Genomic DNA, 21,659 nt, shown 5'->3' with positions numbered 1-21,659 from the left:
CGATATCACACCAAGCGAAAAGGATGGAGATTATGCTTGCTATCCATAGCATGAACGATGCTAGTCAACCGGGCTTGCAATTGGATTCGACTTTACAAGAACTACCCATTTGGGAAATCCAAATTGAGCTAAATCTCCCAGGAAATACATTAATTAAAGCATTTGAAGCCGAAACATTATTACCAGGAATTATTTTGACTAAAAATCAATATTTTGTCGGGATGATTTCACGACAGAGATTTTTTGAGCATATGAGTCGTCCTTACAGTTTCGGGTTGTTCTCTATGCGTCCCATCGAAGCTTTGTATAATTTTCTTCAGCCTGAAGTGTGCATCTTTGACCAAGATATGACAATTGTAGAAGCAACTCAGGCAGCATTGCAGCGATCGCCTGCACTTGTTTACGAACCAATTATCATTAGAACTCAGTCCGGTAAATACGGCATCATCGATTTTCATCAACTACTATTAGCTAACTCCCAAATTCATGCTCTCACTCTGACTCAGTTACAGCGTGTAGAAGAACAATCAGAATTAGCCAAAGCCGGGTTTCGGGATTTAAAGAAAAACTATAGCAGATTATTACAAAATGAGAAAATGGCCTCTTTAGGTCAATTGGTAGCTGGTATTGCTCATGAAATCAATAATCCCGTCAATTTTATTGCGGGTAATCTGGTTCATGCCTTGGAATATATTGATGATTTATGTGACTTGATTAACTTATATCGTCAGCATTATCCCCAACCAGTAGAAGAAATTGCTAACGCGATCGCTCAAAATGAATTTGAGTTTATGATGAGTGATCTTCCTAGGCTTTTAACTTCCATGAAAACAGGTTGTGGACGCATTGAGCAAATTGTGCGTTCTTTGCGTAATTTCTCCCGTTTAGACGAATCTGACAAAAAAATAGTAGACCTTCATGAAGGTATTGATAGTGTACTGTTAATCTTACAAAGTCGCCTCAAACCTCATCACCAGCATCCTGGTATAAAAATTATTAAAGAATACGGTAATATCCCCCCAGTAGATTGTTATCCTGGCTTACTCAATCAAGTCTTTATGAACCTCATCGCCAATGCAATTGACGCGTTAGAAGAATCTATAAGTAACAGTCCAGAATCATTGACTCAACCACAAATTCAGATTCGGACTGAAAGCATGAACAATCAGCAAATCATGATTCGCATAGCTGATAATGGCGCAGGAATTCCCGAAGATGTGAAAAAAAGATTATTTGACCCCTTTTTTACCACTAAACCAGTAGGTAAAGGCACAGGATTAGGTTTATCAATATGTCATCAAATTATTGTAGAGAAACATCAGGGACAAATCTACTGTGTATCAACAGTAGGTAGAGGTGCTGAGTTCATTATTCATATTCCGAATAGTCAATAGTCAATAGTCATTACTCATTACTCAGCACTCATTACTCATTACTCATTACTCAGCACTCATTACTCATTACTCAGCACTCATTACTCATTACTCATTACTCATTACTCATTACTCATTACTCATTACTCATTACTCATTACTCATTACTCATTACTCATTACTCATTACTCATTACTCATTACTCATTACTCAGCACTCATCGCTTCCACTCCCTTGCCTAGATTGACAGTTCCGTGTCAGTATGAATCTGCACTCACTGTTGGTATTTGTTTTAACTAAAAATCTTATGCTGAAAAAAATGACAGTTAGCGTAATGCTGCTTGCAGCGTTTGGAGGTTTAACGTGGTCATCAAGTGTAAAAGCAAACTTCAATGGCACGCTGACTGTAGAAATTGATGGCTTGAAAAATCAAAAAGGTCAAATTTGCGCTAGCGTCTTTACTGCCAGTAAAGGATTTCCCAGCGATCGCAAACGTGTTGTCCAGAGTCAGTGTATTACAATTGGTGAAACTCCGGTAAAAGTCAGCTTTGATAACTTACAAGCTGGTAGTTATGCTGTGGCTGTGATTCATGATCAAAATAGCGATCGCACCTTAAACAGAAATAGTCTAGGTATACCCATAGAAGGCTTTGGTTTTTCCGGAAACCCCGAAATTCGCACCAAAGCACCTGAATTCAGAGAAGCCGCTTTCCTATTAGCAGGCCCCAACACCAACATTCAGATTCAACTCAAGTATTTATAGATGACTATAGACTATTGACTGTTGACCATTGACTAATAACTAATGACTAATGACTAACTAATCATTAAAATGGTCAGCGTATTTTGCTTCTCATATTGCCCATGACCATCACTAAACGTCGTCTGCCAAAGTTGGTAAGTTTTGCTAAAAATCCCAGTCTTTCCCAAAAATTAATGTTGATTGGGTTAGCCATTACTTTATTCTTCATTTTTCTGGCTTTCTTTGCACCTGTATTGCAATCTTGGGGCTGGCTACAAAATCCCAAAGAATTTCTCTCTAACCCAATACAAGAGGCACCTTCTGCTAAATACTGGTTTGGTACTAGTCGCTTAGGACATGATGTGTTCTCCCGGACAATATTTGGCGCACAAGCGGCTTTGCAAGTGGTGATTTTGGCTACTGCACTCAGTATGGTGGTTGGTGTACCTCTGGGAATGTTAAGTGGCTACCTCGGTGGTAGGTTAGATAAGATGTTGCTGTTTCTCATGGACAGCATCTACACCTTACCAGGACTGCTGCTTTCGGTAACACTGGCGTTTGTTGTGGGGCGAGGCATATTCAACGCTGCGATCGCTATTAGTATTGCATACATCCCCCAATATTACCGAGTCGTCCGTAATCATACGGTGAGCGTCAAGACAGAAGTGTTTATTGAAGCGGCTCAAGCAATGGGTGCTTCTACTTGGGTTGTGTTGTCGCGCTATCTGTTTTTGAATGTCATTCAAAGTGTACCTGTACTTTTCACTCTCAACGCCGCCGACGCAATTTTGGTGCTTGGTGGTTTAGGCTTTTTAGGGTTAGGCTTACCGGAAGAAGTACCCGAATGGGGACATGATTTAAAACAAGCACTAGAAGCTTTACCTACTGGTGTTTGGTGGACTACTCTGTTTCCTGGTTTGGCGATGACTTTGATGGTGGTAGGGTTATCACTACTCGGTGAGGGGTTAAATGAATTTGTCAATCCTAAATTACGGGGAGAAAATGGAAACCGGAAATAGTCAATAGTCCATAGTCAAGAGTCATTAGTCATTAGTTATTTAGATTGAGACTAGAAACTATAGGCTTTGGACTTTGGACTATTGATTTGCAATATTTTTGTATTTGTAAATGAGAGATTAGAGTGAAAGACAACATTTCTTTAATTGCGGCGGCGGCTGGTGGATTTATGCTTTCTGTGACTTTAGCGGGGATTTTACACGGTGCGCCTGTGACGGCTTGGCGGGAACAATCAAATTTGAGTCCTACTATTGCTACTAATGTCAGTGTCCCTGCAAAACAGACTGATGACTTCAACTCATTTGTGAATGGAGATGCTCAAAAAAGCTAGTATGCTTGTGTGAAAGGGAATAGGAGAGACTTTAATCAGCTACGTCACTGCTAGCTGATTGATTGTTGTGTGAGGCTTTGAAAGTGGAAAATTCTCAAGTAATTGGGATTGATTTAGGGGGAACGGCGATTAAGTTGGGGCGATTTAGTCAAGATGGTAGTTGTCTGCAATCTTTGACTGTCGCCACACCCCAACCAGCAACACCGGAAGCTGTGTTGGCGGTGATGGTGGATGCGATCGCACAAGTTGACCCAGATAATCAAACTATAGCTATTGGTGTGGGTACTCCTGGCCCGGCTGATGCTACAGGACGCATCGCCCAAATTGCGATTAACTTACCAGGATGGCTGAATATCCCGTTAGCTGATTGGCTAGAAACCAAAACAGGCAAACCGACTATTATCGAGAATGATGCTAATTGTGCAGGTGTCGCCGAGGCTTGGTTAGGTGCAGGTAGTCAGTTTCGCAATTTTATGATGCTGACTTTGGGAACTGGCGTTGGTGGTGCGATTATCCTCGATGGTAATTTGTTTGTGGGACATCAAGGTGCAGCCGGAGAACTGGGATTAATTACACTCCAACCTGATGGGCCAATGTGTAAGAGTGGTAATCCAGGTTCTTTAGAACAATATACTTCGGTTCAAGCCATTCGCCGCATGACTGGCTGTGAACCTATAGAATTAGGAATGCGAGCGCAAAGCGGAGATGTCAAAGCTTTAGAATTTTGGCAAGAATACGGTAGATACTTAGGTATTGGTTTAACCAGTTTAATTTACGTTTTAACACCACAAGCGATCGTCATTGGTGGTGGTGTCAGTGCTAGCTTCGAGTTTTTCTACCCAGCCGTCAAAGCAGAAATTGAAAAGCGAGTCATGCCCACATCCCGCGCAGGCTTACAAATTCTCCCCGCGCAGTTAGGTAATTCTGCTGGGATGGTAGGTGCAGCCAAGTTAGCGTGGAGGAAGGCAGGGGGGCAGGGGGCAGGGGGCAGGGGGCAGGGGGACAAGGAATGAGTGCTGTTAGCGGTAGCGCGGCGTTTAGCCGGTGCTGAGTAATGACTAATGACTATTGACTACTGACTATTAACTAATGACTAATGACTAATGAGTAATGAGTAATGACTAATGACTAATGACTATTGACTAAGAAAAAGAATACCCAGTAGTCTTCTGCACGAATTGTAATACTTTGTTGTATGACTCTGGATTATTTACAGGGTTGATGACAATGGGGATAGTGCCATCGGGTAGCCAAAAGGTTATCCTGCCATTTTGTTCTTGACAAAAAGAACTAATGCAATTGAGGTTAATCACATATTCATTTCTTTCATAGAGGATTTTCACCCAATAGGCATTTTCCACTTCTAATCCAGTAACTTTCTCTATATAGTCTAGAATTTTTTGATAGTCTTCTAGATTATTTTGGGGGTTGATTACCACAGGAATGGCACTATCAGGCAACCAAAAGGTTACTCTGCCGTTTTTTTCATAACAAAAAGCATTAACACGGTCAAAATTAATCACATATTCCTTCCTCTCATAAAAAACTTTTACCCAGTACGCCACAACATCTCCTCAAGTCCCAAGTTCATGATTGATGTTTACCCTGTATTTTACGAAATCACTAGATTTCATACAGTAGATTACAGGTCAAGGCAGTACAGATTTTCAGAATAAAGCTTGATGCTCAGAAACTTTGAAATTTGTTCCCTATTCTGTTGAAGTTGGGAGCCAAGGAAGCCTCCACTCCAACTTCTCTCTGTTTCCTATTCCCTGTTCCTTGGAAGTTGGGAGCAAAGAAAATCTCCACTCCCACTTCTCTGTTTTCCCTGTCATAAGTTTAGTGCTGTTGTTTGTTGATGCACAATTGCAAAAATCTATGTTTGATTTGGTAGATGCTTTTTCCTTGGATCAATGTAGGGGATTGTAAATTGTTTAAGATACCTCTACAGGTGTTTGGATACTAGTAGTGGGATGATTACGAGCGATCGCAGCCTGCATAAAGCCTTGAAATAAAGGATGGGGGTTGCTAGGACGAGATTGGAATTCCGGGTGGAATTGACACGCAATAAAAAATGGGTGTTGCGGTAATTCTACAATCTCTACTAAGCGTCCGTCAGGAGAAGTTCCACTGATTACATAGCCAGAATCTAATAACAACTGCCGATATGCGTTATTAAATTCGTAGCGATGGCGATGGCGTTCTCTAATGACTTCTGCTTGGTAAAGCTTGGAAGCCAAACTATTCGGGAGAATTTGACAACGGTAGACTCCCAAGCGCATCGTTCCGCCTAAGTCTACAACATCTTGTTGGTCTGGTAGCAGGTTAATGACTGGGTATTGGGTGGAGGGATCAAATTCTGCACTGTTAGCACCAGCTAAATCAGCCACATTTCTCGCCCATTCAATCACAGCACACTGCATTCCCAAGCATAAACCGAGGAAAGGAATTTGGCGATCGCGGGCATATTTAATGGCGGCAATTTTGCCATCTACCCCCCTTGTACCAAAACCACCAGGTACAAGCACACCATCTACACCAGCCAAATATTTTTCGGCAGGTTGATTTTCCAAGTCTTCGGAGTTTACCCAGCGTAGGCGCAAATCTCCATGTGTGGCAAAGGCTGCATGGCGCAGTGCTTCTACTACGGATAAATACGCATCGCTCAATCTGACATATTTACCGACAATGGCGATTTCCACGGGGTGTTTAGGACTGTATAACCGTTCTACCATTGTTTGCCACTGTTCTAGATTGGGCTGGCGTTGTTCCATTTGCAACAACTCTAGGGCTTGTTGTGCCAGTCCTTCCCGTTCTAAAATCAGTGGTACTTCGTAGATACTGTTGGCATCTAGGGAAGTAACGACACACTGAACAGGGACATCACAGAACTCTGACATTTTTTGTTTTAGTCCCATTGGGATGGGGCGATCGCTCCGGCAGACTAAAATATCTGGTTGAATGCCAATTGATCTGAGTTCCTTGACTGAGTGCTGTGTCGGCTTGGTTTTCATTTCCCCAGCCGAATTAATGTAAGGTACTAAGGTGACGTGCATATACAGCACATTTTGCCGTCCTACCTCTTTGCGTAATTGACGTATAGCTTCCAAAAATGGCAGAGATTCAATATCACCAACAGTACCGCCAATTTCTGTAATGACTACGGACGGATTTGTTTCTTTTGCCACTAACAAAATCCGTTCTTTGATTTCATTAGTAATGTGGGGAATTACCTGTACTGTACCGCCATTGTAGTCGCCCCGGCGTTCTCTGGTAATCACTGCTTGATAGATGGAGCCGGTGGTAACGCTGTTTAGCCGTGACATCAAAGTGTCGGTAAAGCGTTCATAATGTCCCAAATCTAGGTCAGTTTCTGCACCATCTTGGGTAACAAACACTTCCCCATGTTGAAAAGGACTCATAGTTCCTGGGTCAACATTAATATAAGGGTCGAGTTTCAAAATCGACACCGAATAATCTCGTGATTTGAGTAAACGGCCTAGACTTGCTGCTACAATGCCTTTGCCAATACTGGAAACTACCCCTCCAGTTACAAAGATAAACTTAGTCATAGTAGTTTGAATTGCCATCGACTGCTAAAAATAACTTCCAAAAGAACATCCCGTCTTACCAATTCAAAATTCACCCATACCTTACGGGATCTTGCTACAAAATTCAAAACTTAAAATTAAGAAATCCGGTATTTACCAGTAATTTTGAATTTTATGGCAGAATTTTCGTGAATTGGTGTCACATCATGAAATTTTCTGTGATTTTGCTGTGAAAAAAATCCTTGTCTCAGTAATCTTAAGCTGCTTTCTCACCTCCTCTGTAGCATTGGCCCAACCAACACCATTAAAAGTTGTTTACCCTCCCACCAATCATCAGACAAGTGCGGAAAAAATCTTTTTTATTGGTACAGCACCACCTAATGGACAAGTTCTCATTAATGGTAAGCCAATAAACCGCAGTCGAGATGGTCACTTTGCACCTAGCTTTCCCTTAAAGTTGGGAGAGAATATTTTTACCATCCGTCACCAAAATCAAGTGATTGAGATGAAAGTGAACAGGATTAGCAACCAGCCGGAAATTCCACAGGGATTAGCTTTTGCTCAAGGTTCTCTCACTCCAGTTGCTGACATCGCCAGACTACCGGGAGAACTAATTTGTTTTAGCGCAGTTGCACCACCTAACGCCAGTGTCTCTGTGAAATTGGCGAATCAGACTGTGAGACTTTTACCTCAACCGCAACAAGCACAACTACCAAGTAATTTGGCTGCTTTGACGGGACAAAACCAACCTACTACCCAGTCTAACGCCGGTAAGTATGAGGGCTGCACCACCCTCCAATCTGATAACTCTTTCTCCTTTCTGATCGGGAATAACATCATTTCTGGTGACTTTATTCCTGATTCAAACCAAAATAGTGTTGATCTGGGTAAACCGGAATTTCAGTTAACTTTAAATGGTAAGACGATCGCTCAACCAGGAAATGGTAAAGTAACAATCCTCTCACCAACGCAGTTACCAGTCATAGAGGTGACACCAGAAGCTGGTGTGGCTCGAACTGGCCCTAGTACAGATTATTCTCGGCTAACTCCATTACCCCAGGGAACAAGGGGAACTGTCACAGGAATAGAGGGTGAATGGTTGCGTTTAGACTATGGTGGCTGGATTAATAGCAAAGAAACCAGGACTTTACCAGGAGCTATTTCGCCACGCGCAATCATTCGCAGTGTGGGATATCGGAGACTTCCCGGTACAACAGAGATGGTTTTCCCTCTACAAGCTCCTGTCCCTGTGAGTGTAGAGCAAGGTGAGCAAACTTTGAGCCTCACACTCTACAACACCACTGCCCAAACTGATATTATTCGCCTGGATGATGACCCCTTAATTTCTCGCCTAGATTGGCAGCAGGTAGCCCCAGGACAGGTAAAATACACCTTTAACCTCAAAAAACGTCAACAATGGGGATACAAGCTGAAATATAACGGTACAACCCTGGTTTTGGCTTTGCGTCATGCGCCTGTTATCAAGCAGAGTAGGCAAAAGCCCCTATCTGGTATCAAGATTTTACTAGATCCTGGTCACGGTGGTAAAGAATCTGGTGCATCTGGGCCGACTGGATATTTAGAAAAAGATGTGAATTTGATTGTATCTAAGTTGTTGCAGGAGGAATTAGTTAAGCGCGGTGCAATTGTGGTGATGACGAGGGAAGATGATCGGGATGTGTCTTTACCAGAGCGTCAAGCAATTATCAATCGAGAATTACCTGCGATCGCCCTTTCTGTTCATTACAATTCTCTTCCGGATAATGGTGATGCGGAAAATACACAGGGTGTTGGTACGTTTTGGTATAATACTCAAGCTCACAGTTTAGCTGTGTTCATGCACAATTATTTAGTACAGAAACTCGGCAGACCTTCCTACGGTGTATTTTGGAATAACTTAGCACTCACACGCCCAGCCACCGCCCCCTCAGTATTATTAGAGTTGGGTTTTATGAGTAACCCCAATGAATTTGAGTGGGTGACAAATTCCCAAGAACAGAAAAAGTTAGCCAAAACTTTAGCAGATGGGATCACTGAATGGTTTAGCAGCGTTAAATAGCATATTTGCTGAAAGTGAAACATAAACAAAAGTGTTGACTGTTGAGTGTTAGCTGTCTGGAGTTGATCATGCTGAAAAATACCAGAAAATATCCCACCGCTATCTTGACGACTCTAGCTCTCATCGGGACTACAACCGTTATAAATACTCAAGCGATCGCCCAAACTTCTTTAACTCAGCCTCCATGTACTGAGGTAGAAAGTCAAAAATATATCTATCAACTCAATCGGGATGAGATAGGGGCTTATGATGCACTGGTAGCTTGTGGATCTAAAGCTGTTCGCCCTCTCATCAACTCCCTCGCCAGAAAAAATGAAAATTTCCGCATCATGATTACTGCTGCACTTGGTGAAATTGCTTTGCAAGATTCATCAGCTGTACCCTTGTTAAAGTTTAATGATTTATTAACCGATCAAAGCCAAGGAGTGCGGGTAATGGCTGCCAATATCCTCAAGAAAATGGGTAAAGATCCAGTTCCTCCCCTAATGTTGGCTCTCCAAAATCCAGATCCTCAAATCCGCCAAAAGGCTGCTGATAGTTTAGGAAAACTAAGTATAGAAGCCAAGGAAGCTATTCCATCTCTGACTAACGCGTTGCGAGATCCAGTAAATACCGTTCGTGCTAGTGCAGCTTATGCTTTGGGAGAAATGGGTTCAGATGCAAAAGATGCTATCCCATTTCTGAGGAATGCGGCTCAAGATCCAGATCATCAAGTCAGTGCTAATGCAGATCAGGCTTTGAAAAAGATACAATACTCTAGCTTGGCAAGCATTTTTGATAGACCAGTACCAGATGGCTTGATAAATGTCGGTACACCTGAACTAAAGCAAACAGCCCTGACTCATGTGAGAAACAACCCTCCAGTCATGTGCAGAATCCCAGTAATCAAGTCTGTACTGAAATGGAAATGCCCTTAGTTTTGTAGATAAATAAGTTCTAAATCAAAAATATTCAGACTCTCTTATGAGTATATATGTCTTATCAAATTTGATAATTTATTTTTTGGTATCTTCATAAACCATACTGACTCAGTAATTAGGAGATGATTTAGTAGAGCGAAGAGCATAAAATTTGATTGAGCAATAAAAAATAAATTAGGGGAGTTTTTGCCGTAAAGTACCGAGATGAAAATGCGATCGCTGTGTATCTAGCGTGAAACTTGTTTTTTATCGATGGTTCATTCATGCGTAAAAATACTAGAAAATATAAAGCAGCTATATTCACAAATCTAGTGCTATCGGGGTCTATAATTATACATCTTGTGACCAATCGCCAGGCGATCGCCCAAACTTCATTAACTCAGCCTCAATGTAGTGAGGTAGAAATGCAACAGCATATCCAGCAACTAAATAAAGGCGCATCTGCTGATTTTGATGCACTGGTGGCGTGCGACTCAAAATCAGTTCCAGCTTTGCTCAAAGCCATGAAAACTCGTGATCAAAACCTCCGCATTATCATCATTGCCGCACTGGGTGAAATTGGTTTACGAGGCTCATCAGCAATACCATCATTAAAGCTGCATGATTTATTAAACGGTAAAAACAAAGAAGTACGGTTAATGGCGGCGAATGCTCTCAAAAAAATTGGTCAAGATCCTATTCCTGTTTTAATTTTGGCTCTGCAAAATTCAGACTCTCAAATCCGCCAACAAGCTGCTTATAATTTAGGACAACTGAGTACAGAAGCCAAAGATGCCATTCCGCATTTAATCAATGCACTGAAAGACCCAGATAAAAACGTCCGTTTCAAAGCAGCCTATGCACTGGAAGAAATAGCAACACTAGCAGAAGATGCTATTCCATCTCTGAGGAATGCACTAAAAGACCCAGATATTTCTGTCCGTCGTCATGTATCGTCTATTCTCAGAAAGATCCGGTGGCATTGTTATCAACGCTGTTATTATTCTCGTCCAACAAGGCTTCGGGAAGAAACCTCAATTTATCGAGCAAATCACCCTTTGGCTATGTGCAGAATCCCAGTAATCAGGTCGGTCTTAAAATGGAAATGCTCGTAATTTGTACTGTAAAACAGCAATGGTAAATGAGTTTAAAAATGCTAATTTAAGGGGTAAAGACTTCCGGGGAAAAAATTTCACTGGAGTCGATTTCAGTCATGCTGATATTCGTGGTGCGAACTTTAGTAATGCTATTCTTGTCGATGCCAACTTTAGCTATACGAAAGCTGGGTTGCCAATTTTTTATGCTATCAGTTATGTTATTTTATCATTAATTGTATCTTTGTTAGCTGGATTAATAGCTGCTTATGCTGGAGCGATTATTGGGGATTTGTTAAGCGGTAATGCTAATATTCCTTCTGCTTTTGGGGTAATATCAACAGTTATTTTATTAATTTTATTTATTACTATTCTCTGGCAAGGTTTAGGTTTACTACTAGCAACATTAGCGGAAGTATTAGCTGCTTGCTCAATCATTGTATTAGCATTGTTGCCCGAAAATGACGTAGGGAATTCTTCAGCAGTTGCAGTAGTGCTAGTGATCCTAGCTATGGCTGGCGCAATTGTTGGTGTTGTGAATATGGCTTTAGCTTTAGCCATAGCCAGAGTCATGATTTTGCCTGGAATTGTAAGTTCAACTGGATTAATGGCTGTCTTGGGTGCTGTCTTGGGTGCATTATTGGGAGTGCGATCACAAGTTTCAGCATACCTGATGGCTGGGGTAGTTGGTTTAGTGGCGATCGCCATCGGTATGTACGTAGGTTGGCAAGCCATAATTGGAAACCAGAAATACTTGCTCATTCGCTCTTTGGCTATTAGCATTGTTTCCCAAGGTGGAACTAGCTTTCGTGGTGCGAATTTAACGGATACGAACTTTACCCAAGCTAACCTCAAAAGTGTAGATTTCCGCCAAGCTACCCTCACCCGTACTTGTTGGTTGCAAACAAAAAATCTAGCTCAAGCGCGTTTAGAAAGTACATATTTAGAAAACCCCAAATTACGGCAATTAGTTGTTACCAAAGAAGGGAGAGAACAAAATTTTGATCGCTTAAATTTGAGAGAATTAAATCTGGAAAATGCTAACTTACAAGATGCTAGTTTTATCGGGACGGATTTGAGCGAAGCTAACTTACAAAATGCTAATTTAGCAGGGGCAAAACTTGCTCAAGCACAGCTATATCAAACTATTCTTAATCAAGCTTGTCTCACAGGAGCTTATATTCAAAATTGGGGGATTTCTACTGATACTCAACTAGCAGAAATCAAATGTGATTACATATATATGCAGTTACCAACCAAGGATGATCCCGATCCTTGTCGCAAACCCGATAATCGTCGGGAAATTTTTCAAACAGGGGACTTTGCCGAATTTATTGCCCCAATTATCAAAACACTCAACCTATACCAAACACAAAATATTGATCCGCGACAAGTAGCTAATAAATTCAAAACTCTGGATTTATTCCATTATGAAGGCATTGATCCCACGGCTGCTGCGATCGCTGTTACTCAATTAGCAGAAAATCATCCAGAAGCTGGATTAGAAATTGTGGCTTTAGAAGGCAGAGGTAAAGACAAGATTCGCCTGCAAGCTATAGTTGCTAATGATGCCAATCGTTCAGAACTTTATCAAGAATATTTTCAAAAATATACTGAAATTCAGTCTTTAACGTATAGTGATTTACAAGCATTACTTTTAGGTATTAAAGAAAAAGAAGAACGGATTCAAAGTTTAGAAAAACTGCTAGAAAATGCCATACATCAACCCAAATTTTATGTAGAAACATATCAAAATCAAGGAGAAATTTTTATGTCACAAAGCAAAGGAAATGTCAATATTAGTGGTTCTCAAGGTAATATCAGTGGGATTTCTGCCGTGGGTGAAAATTCTGCAATGACAGGCGTTGCCATTGGTGCAATTAGTGGCAGTGTGAGCAATACTATTAATCAGTTACCCGCATCTTCTGAACCAGATAAACCAGGAATCAAAGAACTACTAACTGAACTACAAACTGCTATTGAAGCTGATAATAATTTAGGGGAAGAAGACAAAGCAGAAGCTTTAGAACAGGTAAAAGCAATTGCAGAAGCAGGACAAAAACCAGAAGATGGAGGAATGCAAAAAACAGCAAAAACGGCTCTGAAATTTTTGAAAGGTACAATTGCTGACTTACCTGCAACAGCAACTTTAGTGGAAGCCTGTAGTAAATTGTTGCCTTTGATTACTAAATTCTTCGGCTTACCATAATCAAGAATGAGCAGAGGAAATGAAGTGAAATTCATCCCACTATTGATAGGATTAGTAGCTTTAAATTCTCTGATCACTCCCACTGTGACTTGGGCGCAAGATAAAACTCCAAATCTAGCTAATTCTTCTCTTGAAAAGCCTTTATCTGGAATCAAAATTTTACTCAATGCTGGACATGGTGGTAAAGAATTGGGTGCAGTCGGGGCTACTGGTTTGTTAGCAAAAGACTTGAATTTGCAAGTAACCAAGCTATTGCGAGATGAGTTAGTGCGGCTGGGTGCAATTGTGGTGATGACGAGGGAAGATGATCGAGACTTATCCCTGGTGGAACGTCAGAAAATTATAGAGCAAGAATTACCTGCGATCGCTCTTACTTTTCACTATCGCTCTCTCCCCGATGATGGTGATGCGGAAAACACCAGGGGTGTCAGTACCTATTGGTATCATCCCCAAGCCCATAGCTTGGCTACTTTACTACATAACCGCTTAGTTAATGATTTGGGTAGGCCTTCTTATGGTTTGTATTGGCAAAATTTAGCACTTACACGTCCCCATACTGCACCATCGGTATTATTGGAGTTAGGTTTTATGAGTAACCCTGACGACTTTGAGGTGGCGACAAATCCCCAGGAACAAAAGAAGTTAGTCAAAGTTTTAGCAGAGGCGATTACTGAGTGGTTTAGAAGTAAGTAGTTGAGTTTTTCAAGTTCCAAACTCTTTTGTATTATTCTTCAGTCTCCAGAGGTTGTTTACTGGTTGCTTGCTGTACTTGTTCAACAGTTAAATCTAAAGCTTCAGCAACCTGCTCCACCGTTAATCCCAACGCCAACAATCGAGGTATTGCTGCTAATAACGCTTCCTGCTTTGCCTCTTCCCTAACATCTTGATAATATCTTGTCTGCTTTAACTCACTAAATCCAAACATAGCTTCTAACTCCTGGCGAGTCATTTGTGGAAACTTGTATATTAGTATCGTTTCTATCAATTCTAAAATCTTTGTTCTCAAAGTTGCATCATCAATTTGTTGTCCAGCTTTGTTAATTAACTGTTGGGCTGATGCGATCGCTGTTGTTTCTGACTCTACAATTAGTTGAACTATACTAATACCTACTGAATTGTCTGCTTTCCTATCTAACTCGTCTAAATATATACGCTGTACTTGTTCTGTGAGTAACAAACCACGATACTGAATTGGTACTCCTGAATCCAGACTCCGTTGAGGATACAGCACAACGCCCCGCCAATCATTAGGCACATCATACTGGCGTAAATACAAGAATATTTCGCTAAAAAAACGCGAATAAAATCTAGGATCAGTTTGAAACTGAACTTCCACAAAATATATAGGTTGATCGGCTAAATCAAGAGATGGTAAAAATAGACCATCAATCCGAAAAGCGGTTTGCTTAATTTCGACGGATATGAATTTATAAGCATCACCTGTAATAGATGATGCCCCAATCAATTCAAAGAATATATGGGGAAAGTTCTGAAATAGTTGATAAAAAATAGAGTCGGTTTTCATGAGGATAATTTGTTGGTGTAATCACGCTGCCAACTATGTAAAAATGGCATCATGAACAAACCCCAAGCTAAACCTGTAATTAACCCAAAGGGCGTAACTAAATAATTATTAAAATCCCACAAGCCAAAAATTTGCGCTGCTAATTCCAGAGGATACGCCATCATTAATACACTAGCTAACGCCGCACCATTCCAACCGTATTGACTGAGCCAATAAAATCCGCTACCACCAGTTACAGCATATAGCAAACGGGTGATGAGTAATCCTGTGACAGTACCATAACAGCGCATACACACAGCCATGATAAATGGGGGTGCTAAATCTAAGCCCATATCTGGTTGCGGACAGACATGATTACCCATGAAATAAATGATGTCCGCAATACCGCCAAGTAACCAAACTCCAGACGCAGCCAAAAAAGGAGCAATAGGAGGGCCGAAAACCATTCCCACTAACATAAAGTCAGCGATGAAACTCACCCAGTTAATTTGCAACTCTCTTGTTAAAGCGACTCTTACCATTTCCTTTTTATGCGTCTTGTGTAAGTTAATTAGAGGTAGGGTGCAGGGTAATGAGTTTCTCTCCTGCTCCCTGCTCCCCTGCCCTCTACTTCCTCATTAACCTACCTTAGAAACGTAGGGGCTTGTCAACTTATCTAATTGCTGGATTAACAGACTGAGGAATAATCCCACATCTGTGACTACGCCGACTGATTCTATTGAACCGCGATCGCTCAATTTAGTCACGACGGCTGGGTTAATATCCACACAGACCATTTTCACACCAGATGGGGTCATATTCCCTACGCCAATGGAGTGCAGCATGGATGACAACATTAAAATCATCTCCGCGCCTTCGAGGTTTTTGGCGTATTCTTCTTGTGCTGCAATCAAATTCATTTGGGTATCGGGTAAGGGGCCATCATCCCGAATGGAACCAGCTAAAACAAAGGGTACTTGATTGCGGACACATTCATACATCACACCGCTACGAATTACCCCAGCTTCTACGGCTTTGGCAATGCTACCGTGACGACGAATGGTATTAATTACCTTGAGGTGATGGCGATGTCCACCACGCACAGCTACACCCCGCTTCATGTCTACACCCAAGGATGTACCCATCATATTTTGTTCGATGTCGTGGACTGCGATCGCATTTCCGCCCAGCAGAGCCTGTACATAACCTTCCCGAATCAGTCGTGAGAGATGCTCGCCGCCACCAGTATGAATCACCACAGGCCCAGCCGTGACTACTACTTTACCGCCAGCATCCCGAATTTTACGCAATTCCCAAGCGACTTGTTCCACCACTAATTCCACACGGCGTTCACTGGAAACACCAGAGGACATAAAGCTAAATTCTTGAGAGTTGCGTTGTTCCCGTGATTCAGTCTTGCGGATGGTGCGGATACCTTGCACATCCACTACCACCTGTTCACCCACTTTCAGGTCACGTAAGATTTTACACCGTGCTAGTAAGCCTGTGGGGGTTTGAGTGATGGCGATCGCACCGTCCATGCGTTGATTTTCTACCTTCACCCACTGCCCATTGATTCTGACTTCCGTGGGATAAATTGTACTGACATAGAAATCATCAGGGGCGACACCATCTTGAATTACGGGTTCAAGCTTGACATCTCGCTCATCTTGTGGTAAATCTACCGCACCTAAATCAATTAGTAGGGAGATAATTTCTTCCATCACCCCATGAGAAGGTGCAGAAACTTTCACCTCTGCGGCGGAGGTACTTTGACGTTGTTCTCCCAAATTGAAATTGAGGACTTGGAAACTACCACCAGTATCGACGATCATATCCAAGGCGCGGTTAATCAAGCCAGAGTCGAGCAAATGCCCTTCTAAGCGAATAATCCGACTTTCGACGGAAACATTGGCGTGAACTTCCGCCCGTACTGGTTCAGTGACACGTAAAGTTAGACATTTCGCCGCACCACCCGCTTTGAGAAATTCGGTAAGGGGTGTTTCTAAAACCTGGAAACCCACATCCGCTAGTCGAGATTTTAAGCCTTCACTGGCTTTGTTCATAATCACGATGCTGTCTACATTCACCGCATTACAAGCAAAGTTCACAGCATCAGCTTCGGCTATGGCGATACGCTTGTCAGCAGCCACACGCATTTCAATCAGGCGGTTGGAGTAGGAATCAAACGCGCCAGGATAATAGAGTAAATAACCGTTAGCTAAAGGACAAAAACAAGTATCTAAATGATAGAAACGCTCATCGATTAACCGTAGGGATAAAACTTCAATATCCAGCCATTTAGCCAAATAGGGATGAGAATCTAATTCTGAACGGAAACCATAACCAGCCCACAACCAACGCCCTTCTCTATCTAGCAGTGCATCGCCTGCACCTTCAAAGGGTAAGTCTTTAGGCAATTCATAAACTGTATAACCATTACCTTCAAACCATTGTTTAAAATATGGTTCTTCTCCCTGACGCTCTTTGTGTAAAAAGCGACTTAAAACCACATTTTCCCCCAAGACCAAACCAGCGTTAGCCGTGAACACCATATCTGGCCAGCCTTTTTCCGGTGTCACTAAATCCACAATTGCGTGTTCCTTGAGGATTTGGTGTAGTCCTTGCCACTGTTCTACGGCGCGATCGCGTGATGATTTGTGAATATTCCCTTCCATCCAAGGATTAATCACATAGTCTACATCATAGTGGTCAGGAGCGCACATCAAAAAACGAATCCGGGAATTCATAAAAATACCACCAATTGCTACAGGCTGATGATGACAAACATGAGCTTTTCGATGTCAAGTATCATATGTCACTACTTTACTATCCTGAGATAGTTGTCAGACTGACACAGGTTTGACTGTGATTTTATAACCACAAAAGCCAAAGTAATGCTAACAAACCTATTAAGGATAAGGACTTAGTAGTATACTCTGCGGCTGGAATCTCTGATAAATTTTGTTGGATTTTATTTAAGTCACAAATGACAAATGTAACAGTATATGTAGAAGATAACCCTGATCCCGAAGATATTCGGACAGTAATCAGCAAAATCCTGCAATATAACAAAGGTAGTTACCAGGATGATGATATTGCTTATCCTCTAGGCGTTTTCATTCGGGATGCTCAAGGTGAAATTGTGGGTGGTTTAGTTGGGAAAACACATTGGGGATGGTTGTTTGTCTCCCACCTGTGGGTAGCTGAGTCTTTACGAGGTCAAGGTTATGGCAAGCAACTTTTACTGAAAGCTGAACAAGCCGCTAAAAAACGGGGTTGTAGTCACGCTTACCTAGATACATTTAGCTTTCAAGCCTTGGGTTTTTATCAAAGTTTGGGCTATCAAATATTTGGTGTCCTACCAGACTACCCGCCAGGACATGAGAGATATTTTTTGCAAAAACAGATTGAAAATTAAATTCTCTGAGGAATTAACTCAGTATCTTACGATTAATTGCCATCAGGGCAGGGAGAAAGAGGGTTTTATAAAGCAATGGTTGAAAAAAATCATCCCAAAAAAATACGGAAATTTTTGCAAGAAACAGGTGTAAAGTTCGTGCGGTTTCTGTGGTGTGATAATGCCAATGTGATTCGAGGCAAAGCTGTACACATAGAAATGCTTTCTCACTATTTTGAGCATGGGGTGGGTATTTCCGTCGGTCAGCAGGGAGTGCCTGTAATGTATGATGCCGTCGTCCCAGAAACGGATTTAGGCCCCGTCGGTGAAATTCGCTTAGTGGCCGATTGGTCTAGCTTAAAGCCTTTGCCTTATGCCCCTGGTCATGCTCGTGTTATGGGCAATATGATACGCAATGATGTGGCTTGGGCGTTATGTCCGCGTGACTTCTTAAAGCGGATGATTACCGCCGCTAAATCTCAAGGTTTGGAAGTACAAGCAGCCTTTGAAAATGAATTTTACTTGCTGCGACCCACACCTGAAGGGATTATTCCAGGCGATCGCACCGTTTTTGCCTCGACTCAGGCAATGGATCTTAACTGTGAAGTCATTAATGCGATCGCTGATGCACTTATCTTTCAGGGCATACCTGTAGAGCAATATTATCCTGAGTCTGGCCCTGGTCAGCAGGAAATCTCTATGCGCTACACCGATGCTTTACAAGCGGCTGACTGGCAAATTGCTTTTCGAGAAACTGTCAAAGCGATCGCCAAACGCCACAACCTCACCGCTTCTTTTTTACCCAAGATTTTCCCTGATGCGGCTGGTAGTGGTTGTCACATTCATTTTAGTTTGTGGCATCATGGCAAAAATCTCTTACCAGACCCAAAAGGTATTTGTGGTCTATCTCCCACCGCATTACAATTTATGGCTGGCATTCTGCACCACTTACCAGCACTGATGGCTTTAACTACTCCCAGTGTAAATTCCTATCGTCGCCTTCGTCCTCATAGTTGGAGTGGTGCTTTTCGCTGTTGGGGATTAGATAATCGAGAAGCATCTGTGAGAGTTCCTAGTGACCCTGGTTTGGGTTGTCCCACTCACTTAGAATTAAAAACTGTGGATGCTGCCGCTAATCCTTATTTAGCCTTGGGTGCAATGATTGCTGCCGGACTAGATGGTGTGCAGCGTGGTTTGACACCACCAAATCCTGTAAATCAAGACCCTGGATATTTATCAATAGAAGAACGTCAGGCTCATGGTATCGACCAATTACCAGAGAATTTAGGACAAGCGATCGCTCATCTCCAACAAGACGATATCCTATTAACAGCGTTAAATCCACAGTTAGCCAAAGCTTTTTTAGCCGTGCGTCAAGCAGAGTGGCAAGCTATGAAAGATTGGGAATTACAGACAGAAGTAGACAAATTATTAGATAAATACTAAAAATCTCGCCATTGCCAATGGATTTAGCTACTATTCCCTTAATTGACCAACACGCTCACAACATATTACAACCAGAGGTAGCTGCTCAGTATCCTTATGCAGCAGCTTTCACTGAAAGTTATTATCCAGAAATTATTCACCACCATGCTCACCATACGTTGTTTTATCGGCGTAGTTTGCGGGATATTGCGGCGTTGTTGAACTGTGAAGCAGAAGAAACCACCATTTTAGCCAGGCGGGAAAGTTTAGGGTTAGAAGCACTCACACAGATTTATTTTCAGGCTGCTAATTTAGAGGCGATTTATTTGGATGATGGTTTACAGCCAGAAACTATCCTACCTCTGTCATGGCATGAAAGATTTATTTCTGTGCGACGAATTTTGAGATTAGAACAGTTAGCAGAACAGCTAATTTCCCAATCACCAGATTTTGCCACTTTCCTAGACAGATTTAACAGTGAAATTGATCCGCCACCATCTGGGGTAGTGGCTTTTAAAAGCATTGCTTGTTACCGGAGTGGGTTGCATATCCAACCTGTGACACCAGAAGTAGCGGCGACTCATTTTGAACAACTTAAACAATTCTCGACTCAACCTCTGCGACTCACAGATAAACCCCTGATTGATTTTTTGTTGCAACAGGCTTTATTAGTAGCAGCAAAATACCGTCTTCCTGTACAGTTACACACTGGCTACGGTGATCCCGATTTAGATTTACGGTTCGCTAATCCCTTATATCTGCGTCATTTATTAGAGTCGCCACAATATCGCCATGCACCAATAGTCTTACTACACGCTTCCTATCCTTATATGCAGGAGGCTGGTTATTTGGCTTCGGTATATCCGCAAGTCTATGTGGATTTTGGCTTGGCAATCCCTTTTTTAAGTATATCTGGAATGCGGGAAGCTATCAGACAATTATTGGAATTAACTCCTACTACCAAACTAATGTATGCTTCTGATGCTCATTCAATTCCAGAATTGTATTATTTGGGTGCAAAATGGGGTCGCCAACTGTTAAAAGAAGTGCTAGAGCAAGCAGTCATCGACTCTGATATTACCATTGCTGAAGCTGAGGCGATCGCTATAGCAATTTTACGTGAAAATGCTTTATCTCTTTATCAATCAGTGCATTAAAAAATACCAAATATTGTTATTTGATCAATCATCTGGGATTTTTGCTGATTTAACCTTTCACAATTAATTTTTTTAATCTTGCTGCTAGACAAATTGAGATCTTCACTATTTTTTATATCTTTGGGAATAGTCTATAAATCGAGACTTGAAATTTAAAATTCCAAGTACAAAATTACTGTAAATCATGAGAAATTTGAATTCATTTAGATAAGCTAGTAGATGTGTTGCCATTAATCAAACTTGTTTGATTTAAACTTGTGTCCGCTTTATCTACTAGGAATGTTAACCAAATGCAGATTCTCTCCATTTTTCGGCAATTTCACAAATATCCACTTAAGAAATTATTTTCTAAAACCGCAGCTTTAGGGGTGAGCATGGGGGTTCTCTTTTCAAATACTCATGCTTATGCGGCTGAACAGGTTATTTTAAAATATGGCAATTTTCAAAGTCCGATTTCTGTTCAGGAATTAAATCGATTTGCACTTACTGGTGAAACTACACCCACTTTGTCGGCTTATTTCCAAGCATCTCAACAAGACCCAGCCGTAGCTCGTAAAGCACTTCAAGACGGCATCAAAGCTGATCCTGCTTTGTTAAATAGCTTGCTTTCGAGTTGGACAGGCCCGATTTTAGTTTCTCAAATTGGGGAAGTAGTTCATCCTCCCGCAAAACCACTAGACCAAAATGCACTCCGAACTGCTGTGACTGCATCAATTAAGCAAGAAGGCGAAGTTACACTACTAGGAGCTATTCGTAATTATCCAGATGCTACCGTCGAACTAGAAGGAGAAAGGATTATCCCTGTCTATGAAAAACTCAATAACTTGGCAAAAATCTTCGGATTCGCAGGTTAAAAGTTAAGCGTACAATTTAAGATTCGGATAAGCAATTTATCTGT

At 41.6% G+C, this 21,659-nt stretch carries 19 protein-coding genes; 14 read left to right on the top strand and 5 right to left on the bottom strand.

Translation table 11 applies throughout. The features are described from left to right. The first annotated feature begins 32 nt into the window (after positions 1-32). From CLI64_RS10565 to CLI64_RS10540, 5 genes are all read left to right on the top strand, one after another. Positions 33-1,394: a sensor histidine kinase gene (locus tag CLI64_RS10565; RefSeq protein WP_103140674.1), complete on the top strand. Its 1,362-nt coding sequence runs from the start codon at positions 33-35 to the stop codon at positions 1,392-1,394. A 286-nt stretch (positions 1,395-1,680) separates the two neighbouring features. Further along, positions 1,681-2,136 (top strand): DUF2141 domain-containing protein, encoded by a 456-nt coding sequence (locus tag CLI64_RS10555; RefSeq protein WP_103140673.1) that lies wholly within the window; start codon positions 1,681-1,683, stop codon positions 2,134-2,136. A gap of 101 nt (positions 2,137-2,237) precedes the next feature. Beyond that, positions 2,238-3,134 carry an ABC transporter permease gene (locus CLI64_RS10550; RefSeq protein WP_103137181.1) on the top strand — a complete coding sequence of 299 codons (897 nt, stop codon included), beginning with the start codon at positions 2,238-2,240 and terminating at the stop codon, positions 3,132-3,134. 122 nt (positions 3,135-3,256) lie between these two features. Further along, positions 3,257-3,463, top strand: coding sequence for a hypothetical protein (locus CLI64_RS10545; protein ID WP_103137180.1), 207 nt, complete (start codon positions 3,257-3,259; stop codon positions 3,461-3,463). Positions 3,464-3,546: 83 nt separating this feature from the next. After that, positions 3,547-4,476 carry an ROK family protein gene (locus tag CLI64_RS10540; RefSeq protein ID WP_103137179.1) on the top strand — a complete coding sequence of 310 codons (930 nt, stop codon included), beginning with the start codon at positions 3,547-3,549 and terminating at the stop codon, positions 4,474-4,476. Between the two features lie 129 nt (positions 4,477-4,605). On the opposite strand, the gene CLI64_RS10535 is transcribed toward CLI64_RS10540, so the two are convergent. Together CLI64_RS10535 and CLI64_RS10530 are read right to left on the bottom strand one after the other, a co-directional pair. Further along, positions 4,606-5,028, bottom strand: a complete 423-nt coding sequence (locus CLI64_RS10535) for a hypothetical protein (RefSeq protein ID WP_103137178.1) — start codon at positions 5,026-5,028, stop codon at positions 4,606-4,608. 369 nt (positions 5,029-5,397) lie between these two features. After that, positions 5,398-7,035, bottom strand: a complete 1,638-nt coding sequence (locus CLI64_RS10530) for a CTP synthase (RefSeq protein ID WP_103140672.1) — start codon at positions 7,033-7,035, stop codon at positions 5,398-5,400. Positions 7,036-7,243: 208 nt separating this feature from the next. On the opposite strand from CLI64_RS10530, the gene CLI64_RS10525 reads away from it, so the two are divergent. From CLI64_RS10525 to CLI64_RS10505, 5 genes are all read left to right on the top strand, one after another. After that, entirely contained in the window at positions 7,244-9,073 is a 1,830-nt protein-coding gene (locus tag CLI64_RS10525) for an N-acetylmuramoyl-L-alanine amidase (RefSeq protein WP_103140671.1), read from the top strand. A gap of 68 nt (positions 9,074-9,141) precedes the next feature. Continuing rightward, positions 9,142-9,990 carry a HEAT repeat domain-containing protein gene (locus CLI64_RS10520; protein ID WP_103137177.1) on the top strand — a complete coding sequence of 283 codons (849 nt, stop codon included), beginning with the start codon at positions 9,142-9,144 and terminating at the stop codon, positions 9,988-9,990. 344 nt (positions 9,991-10,334) lie between these two features. Beyond that, positions 10,335-11,087 carry a HEAT repeat domain-containing protein gene (locus tag CLI64_RS10515; protein ID WP_157943229.1) on the top strand — a complete coding sequence of 251 codons (753 nt, stop codon included), beginning with the start codon at positions 10,335-10,337 and terminating at the stop codon, positions 11,085-11,087. 19 nt (positions 11,088-11,106) lie between these two features. Next, positions 11,107-13,275: a pentapeptide repeat-containing protein gene (locus CLI64_RS10510; RefSeq protein WP_103137175.1), complete on the top strand. Its 2,169-nt coding sequence runs from the start codon at positions 11,107-11,109 to the stop codon at positions 13,273-13,275. A gap of 6 nt (positions 13,276-13,281) precedes the next feature. Continuing rightward, a complete protein-coding gene (locus CLI64_RS10505) occupies positions 13,282-13,968 on the top strand; it encodes an N-acetylmuramoyl-L-alanine amidase (RefSeq protein ID WP_308418384.1) in 687 nt (228 codons plus the stop codon). Between the two features lie 31 nt (positions 13,969-13,999). On the opposite strand, the gene CLI64_RS10500 is transcribed toward CLI64_RS10505, so the two are convergent. The 3 genes from CLI64_RS10500 to CLI64_RS10490 all read right to left on the bottom strand — a co-directional run bounded on the left by CLI64_RS10500 (position 14,000) and on the right by CLI64_RS10490 (position 17,529). Further along, positions 14,000-14,800: an Rpn family recombination-promoting nuclease/putative transposase gene (locus tag CLI64_RS10500; protein ID WP_103137174.1), complete on the bottom strand. Its 801-nt coding sequence runs from the start codon at positions 14,798-14,800 to the stop codon at positions 14,000-14,002. After that, complete coding sequence (locus tag CLI64_RS10495; protein ID WP_103137173.1) at positions 14,797-15,321, bottom strand: DUF2085 domain-containing protein; 525 nt, start codon at positions 15,319-15,321, stop codon at positions 14,797-14,799. Before CLI64_RS10495 ends, CLI64_RS10500 begins: the two co-directional genes overlap by 4 nt. Before the next feature lie 96 nt (positions 15,322-15,417). Next, a complete protein-coding gene (locus CLI64_RS10490) occupies positions 15,418-17,529 on the bottom strand; it encodes a TIGR00300 family protein (RefSeq protein ID WP_103137172.1) in 2,112 nt (703 codons plus the stop codon). Positions 17,530-17,768: 239 nt separating this feature from the next. On the opposite strand from CLI64_RS10490, the gene CLI64_RS10485 reads away from it, so the two are divergent. The 4 genes from CLI64_RS10485 (at position 17,769) to CLI64_RS10470 (ending at position 21,615) form a co-directional block, all read left to right on the top strand. Continuing rightward, entirely contained in the window at positions 17,769-18,200 is a 432-nt protein-coding gene (locus tag CLI64_RS10485) for an N-acetyltransferase (protein ID WP_103137171.1), read from the top strand. Between the two features lie 75 nt (positions 18,201-18,275). Beyond that, positions 18,276-19,625 carry a glutamine synthetase family protein gene (locus CLI64_RS10480; RefSeq protein WP_103137170.1) on the top strand — a complete coding sequence of 450 codons (1,350 nt, stop codon included), beginning with the start codon at positions 18,276-18,278 and terminating at the stop codon, positions 19,623-19,625. Positions 19,626-19,642: 17 nt separating this feature from the next. After that, positions 19,643-20,761, top strand: coding sequence for an amidohydrolase family protein (locus CLI64_RS10475; protein ID WP_103137169.1), 1,119 nt, complete (start codon positions 19,643-19,645; stop codon positions 20,759-20,761). A 257-nt stretch (positions 20,762-21,018) separates the two neighbouring features. Next, positions 21,019-21,615 carry an alpha/beta hydrolase gene (locus CLI64_RS10470; RefSeq protein ID WP_308418383.1) on the top strand — a complete coding sequence of 199 codons (597 nt, stop codon included), beginning with the start codon at positions 21,019-21,021 and terminating at the stop codon, positions 21,613-21,615. The last annotated feature ends 44 nt before the right edge of the window (positions 21,616-21,659 follow it).

The organism is Nostoc sp. CENA543 (genome assembly GCF_002896875.1).
In the GTDB taxonomy this organism is placed as follows: Bacteria; Cyanobacteriota; Cyanobacteriia; order Cyanobacteriales; family Nostocaceae; genus Trichormus.
This window is presented reverse-complemented; position numbering and strand designations above follow the sequence as displayed.

Coding starts and splice junctions, on each gene's coding strand:
- CLI64_RS10565 (WP_103140674.1), top strand. CDS start 33: ATGCTTGCTATCCATAGCATGAACGATGCTAGTCAACCGGGCTTGCAA.
- CLI64_RS10555 (WP_103140673.1), top strand. CDS start 1,681: ATGCTGAAAAAAATGACAGTTAGCGTAATGCTGCTTGCAGCGTTTGGA.
- CLI64_RS10550 (WP_103137181.1), top strand. CDS start 2,238: ATGACCATCACTAAACGTCGTCTGCCAAAGTTGGTAAGTTTTGCTAAA.
- CLI64_RS10530 (WP_103140672.1), bottom strand. CDS start 7,035: ATGACTAAGTTTATCTTTGTAACTGGAGGGGTAGTTTCCAGTATTGGC.
- CLI64_RS10520 (WP_103137177.1), top strand. CDS start 9,142: ATGCTGAAAAATACCAGAAAATATCCCACCGCTATCTTGACGACTCTA.
- CLI64_RS10510 (WP_103137175.1), top strand. CDS start 11,107: ATGGTAAATGAGTTTAAAAATGCTAATTTAAGGGGTAAAGACTTCCGG.
- CLI64_RS10505 (WP_308418384.1), top strand. CDS start 13,282: ATGAGCAGAGGAAATGAAGTGAAATTCATCCCACTATTGATAGGATTA.
- CLI64_RS10500 (WP_103137174.1), bottom strand. CDS start 14,800: ATGAAAACCGACTCTATTTTTTATCAACTATTTCAGAACTTTCCCCAT.
- CLI64_RS10495 (WP_103137173.1), bottom strand. CDS start 15,321: ATGGTAAGAGTCGCTTTAACAAGAGAGTTGCAAATTAACTGGGTGAGT.
- CLI64_RS10490 (WP_103137172.1), bottom strand. CDS start 17,529: ATGAATTCCCGGATTCGTTTTTTGATGTGCGCTCCTGACCACTATGAT.
- CLI64_RS10485 (WP_103137171.1), top strand. CDS start 17,769: ATGACAAATGTAACAGTATATGTAGAAGATAACCCTGATCCCGAAGAT.
- CLI64_RS10480 (WP_103137170.1), top strand. CDS start 18,276: ATGGTTGAAAAAAATCATCCCAAAAAAATACGGAAATTTTTGCAAGAA.
- CLI64_RS10475 (WP_103137169.1), top strand. CDS start 19,643: ATGGATTTAGCTACTATTCCCTTAATTGACCAACACGCTCACAACATA.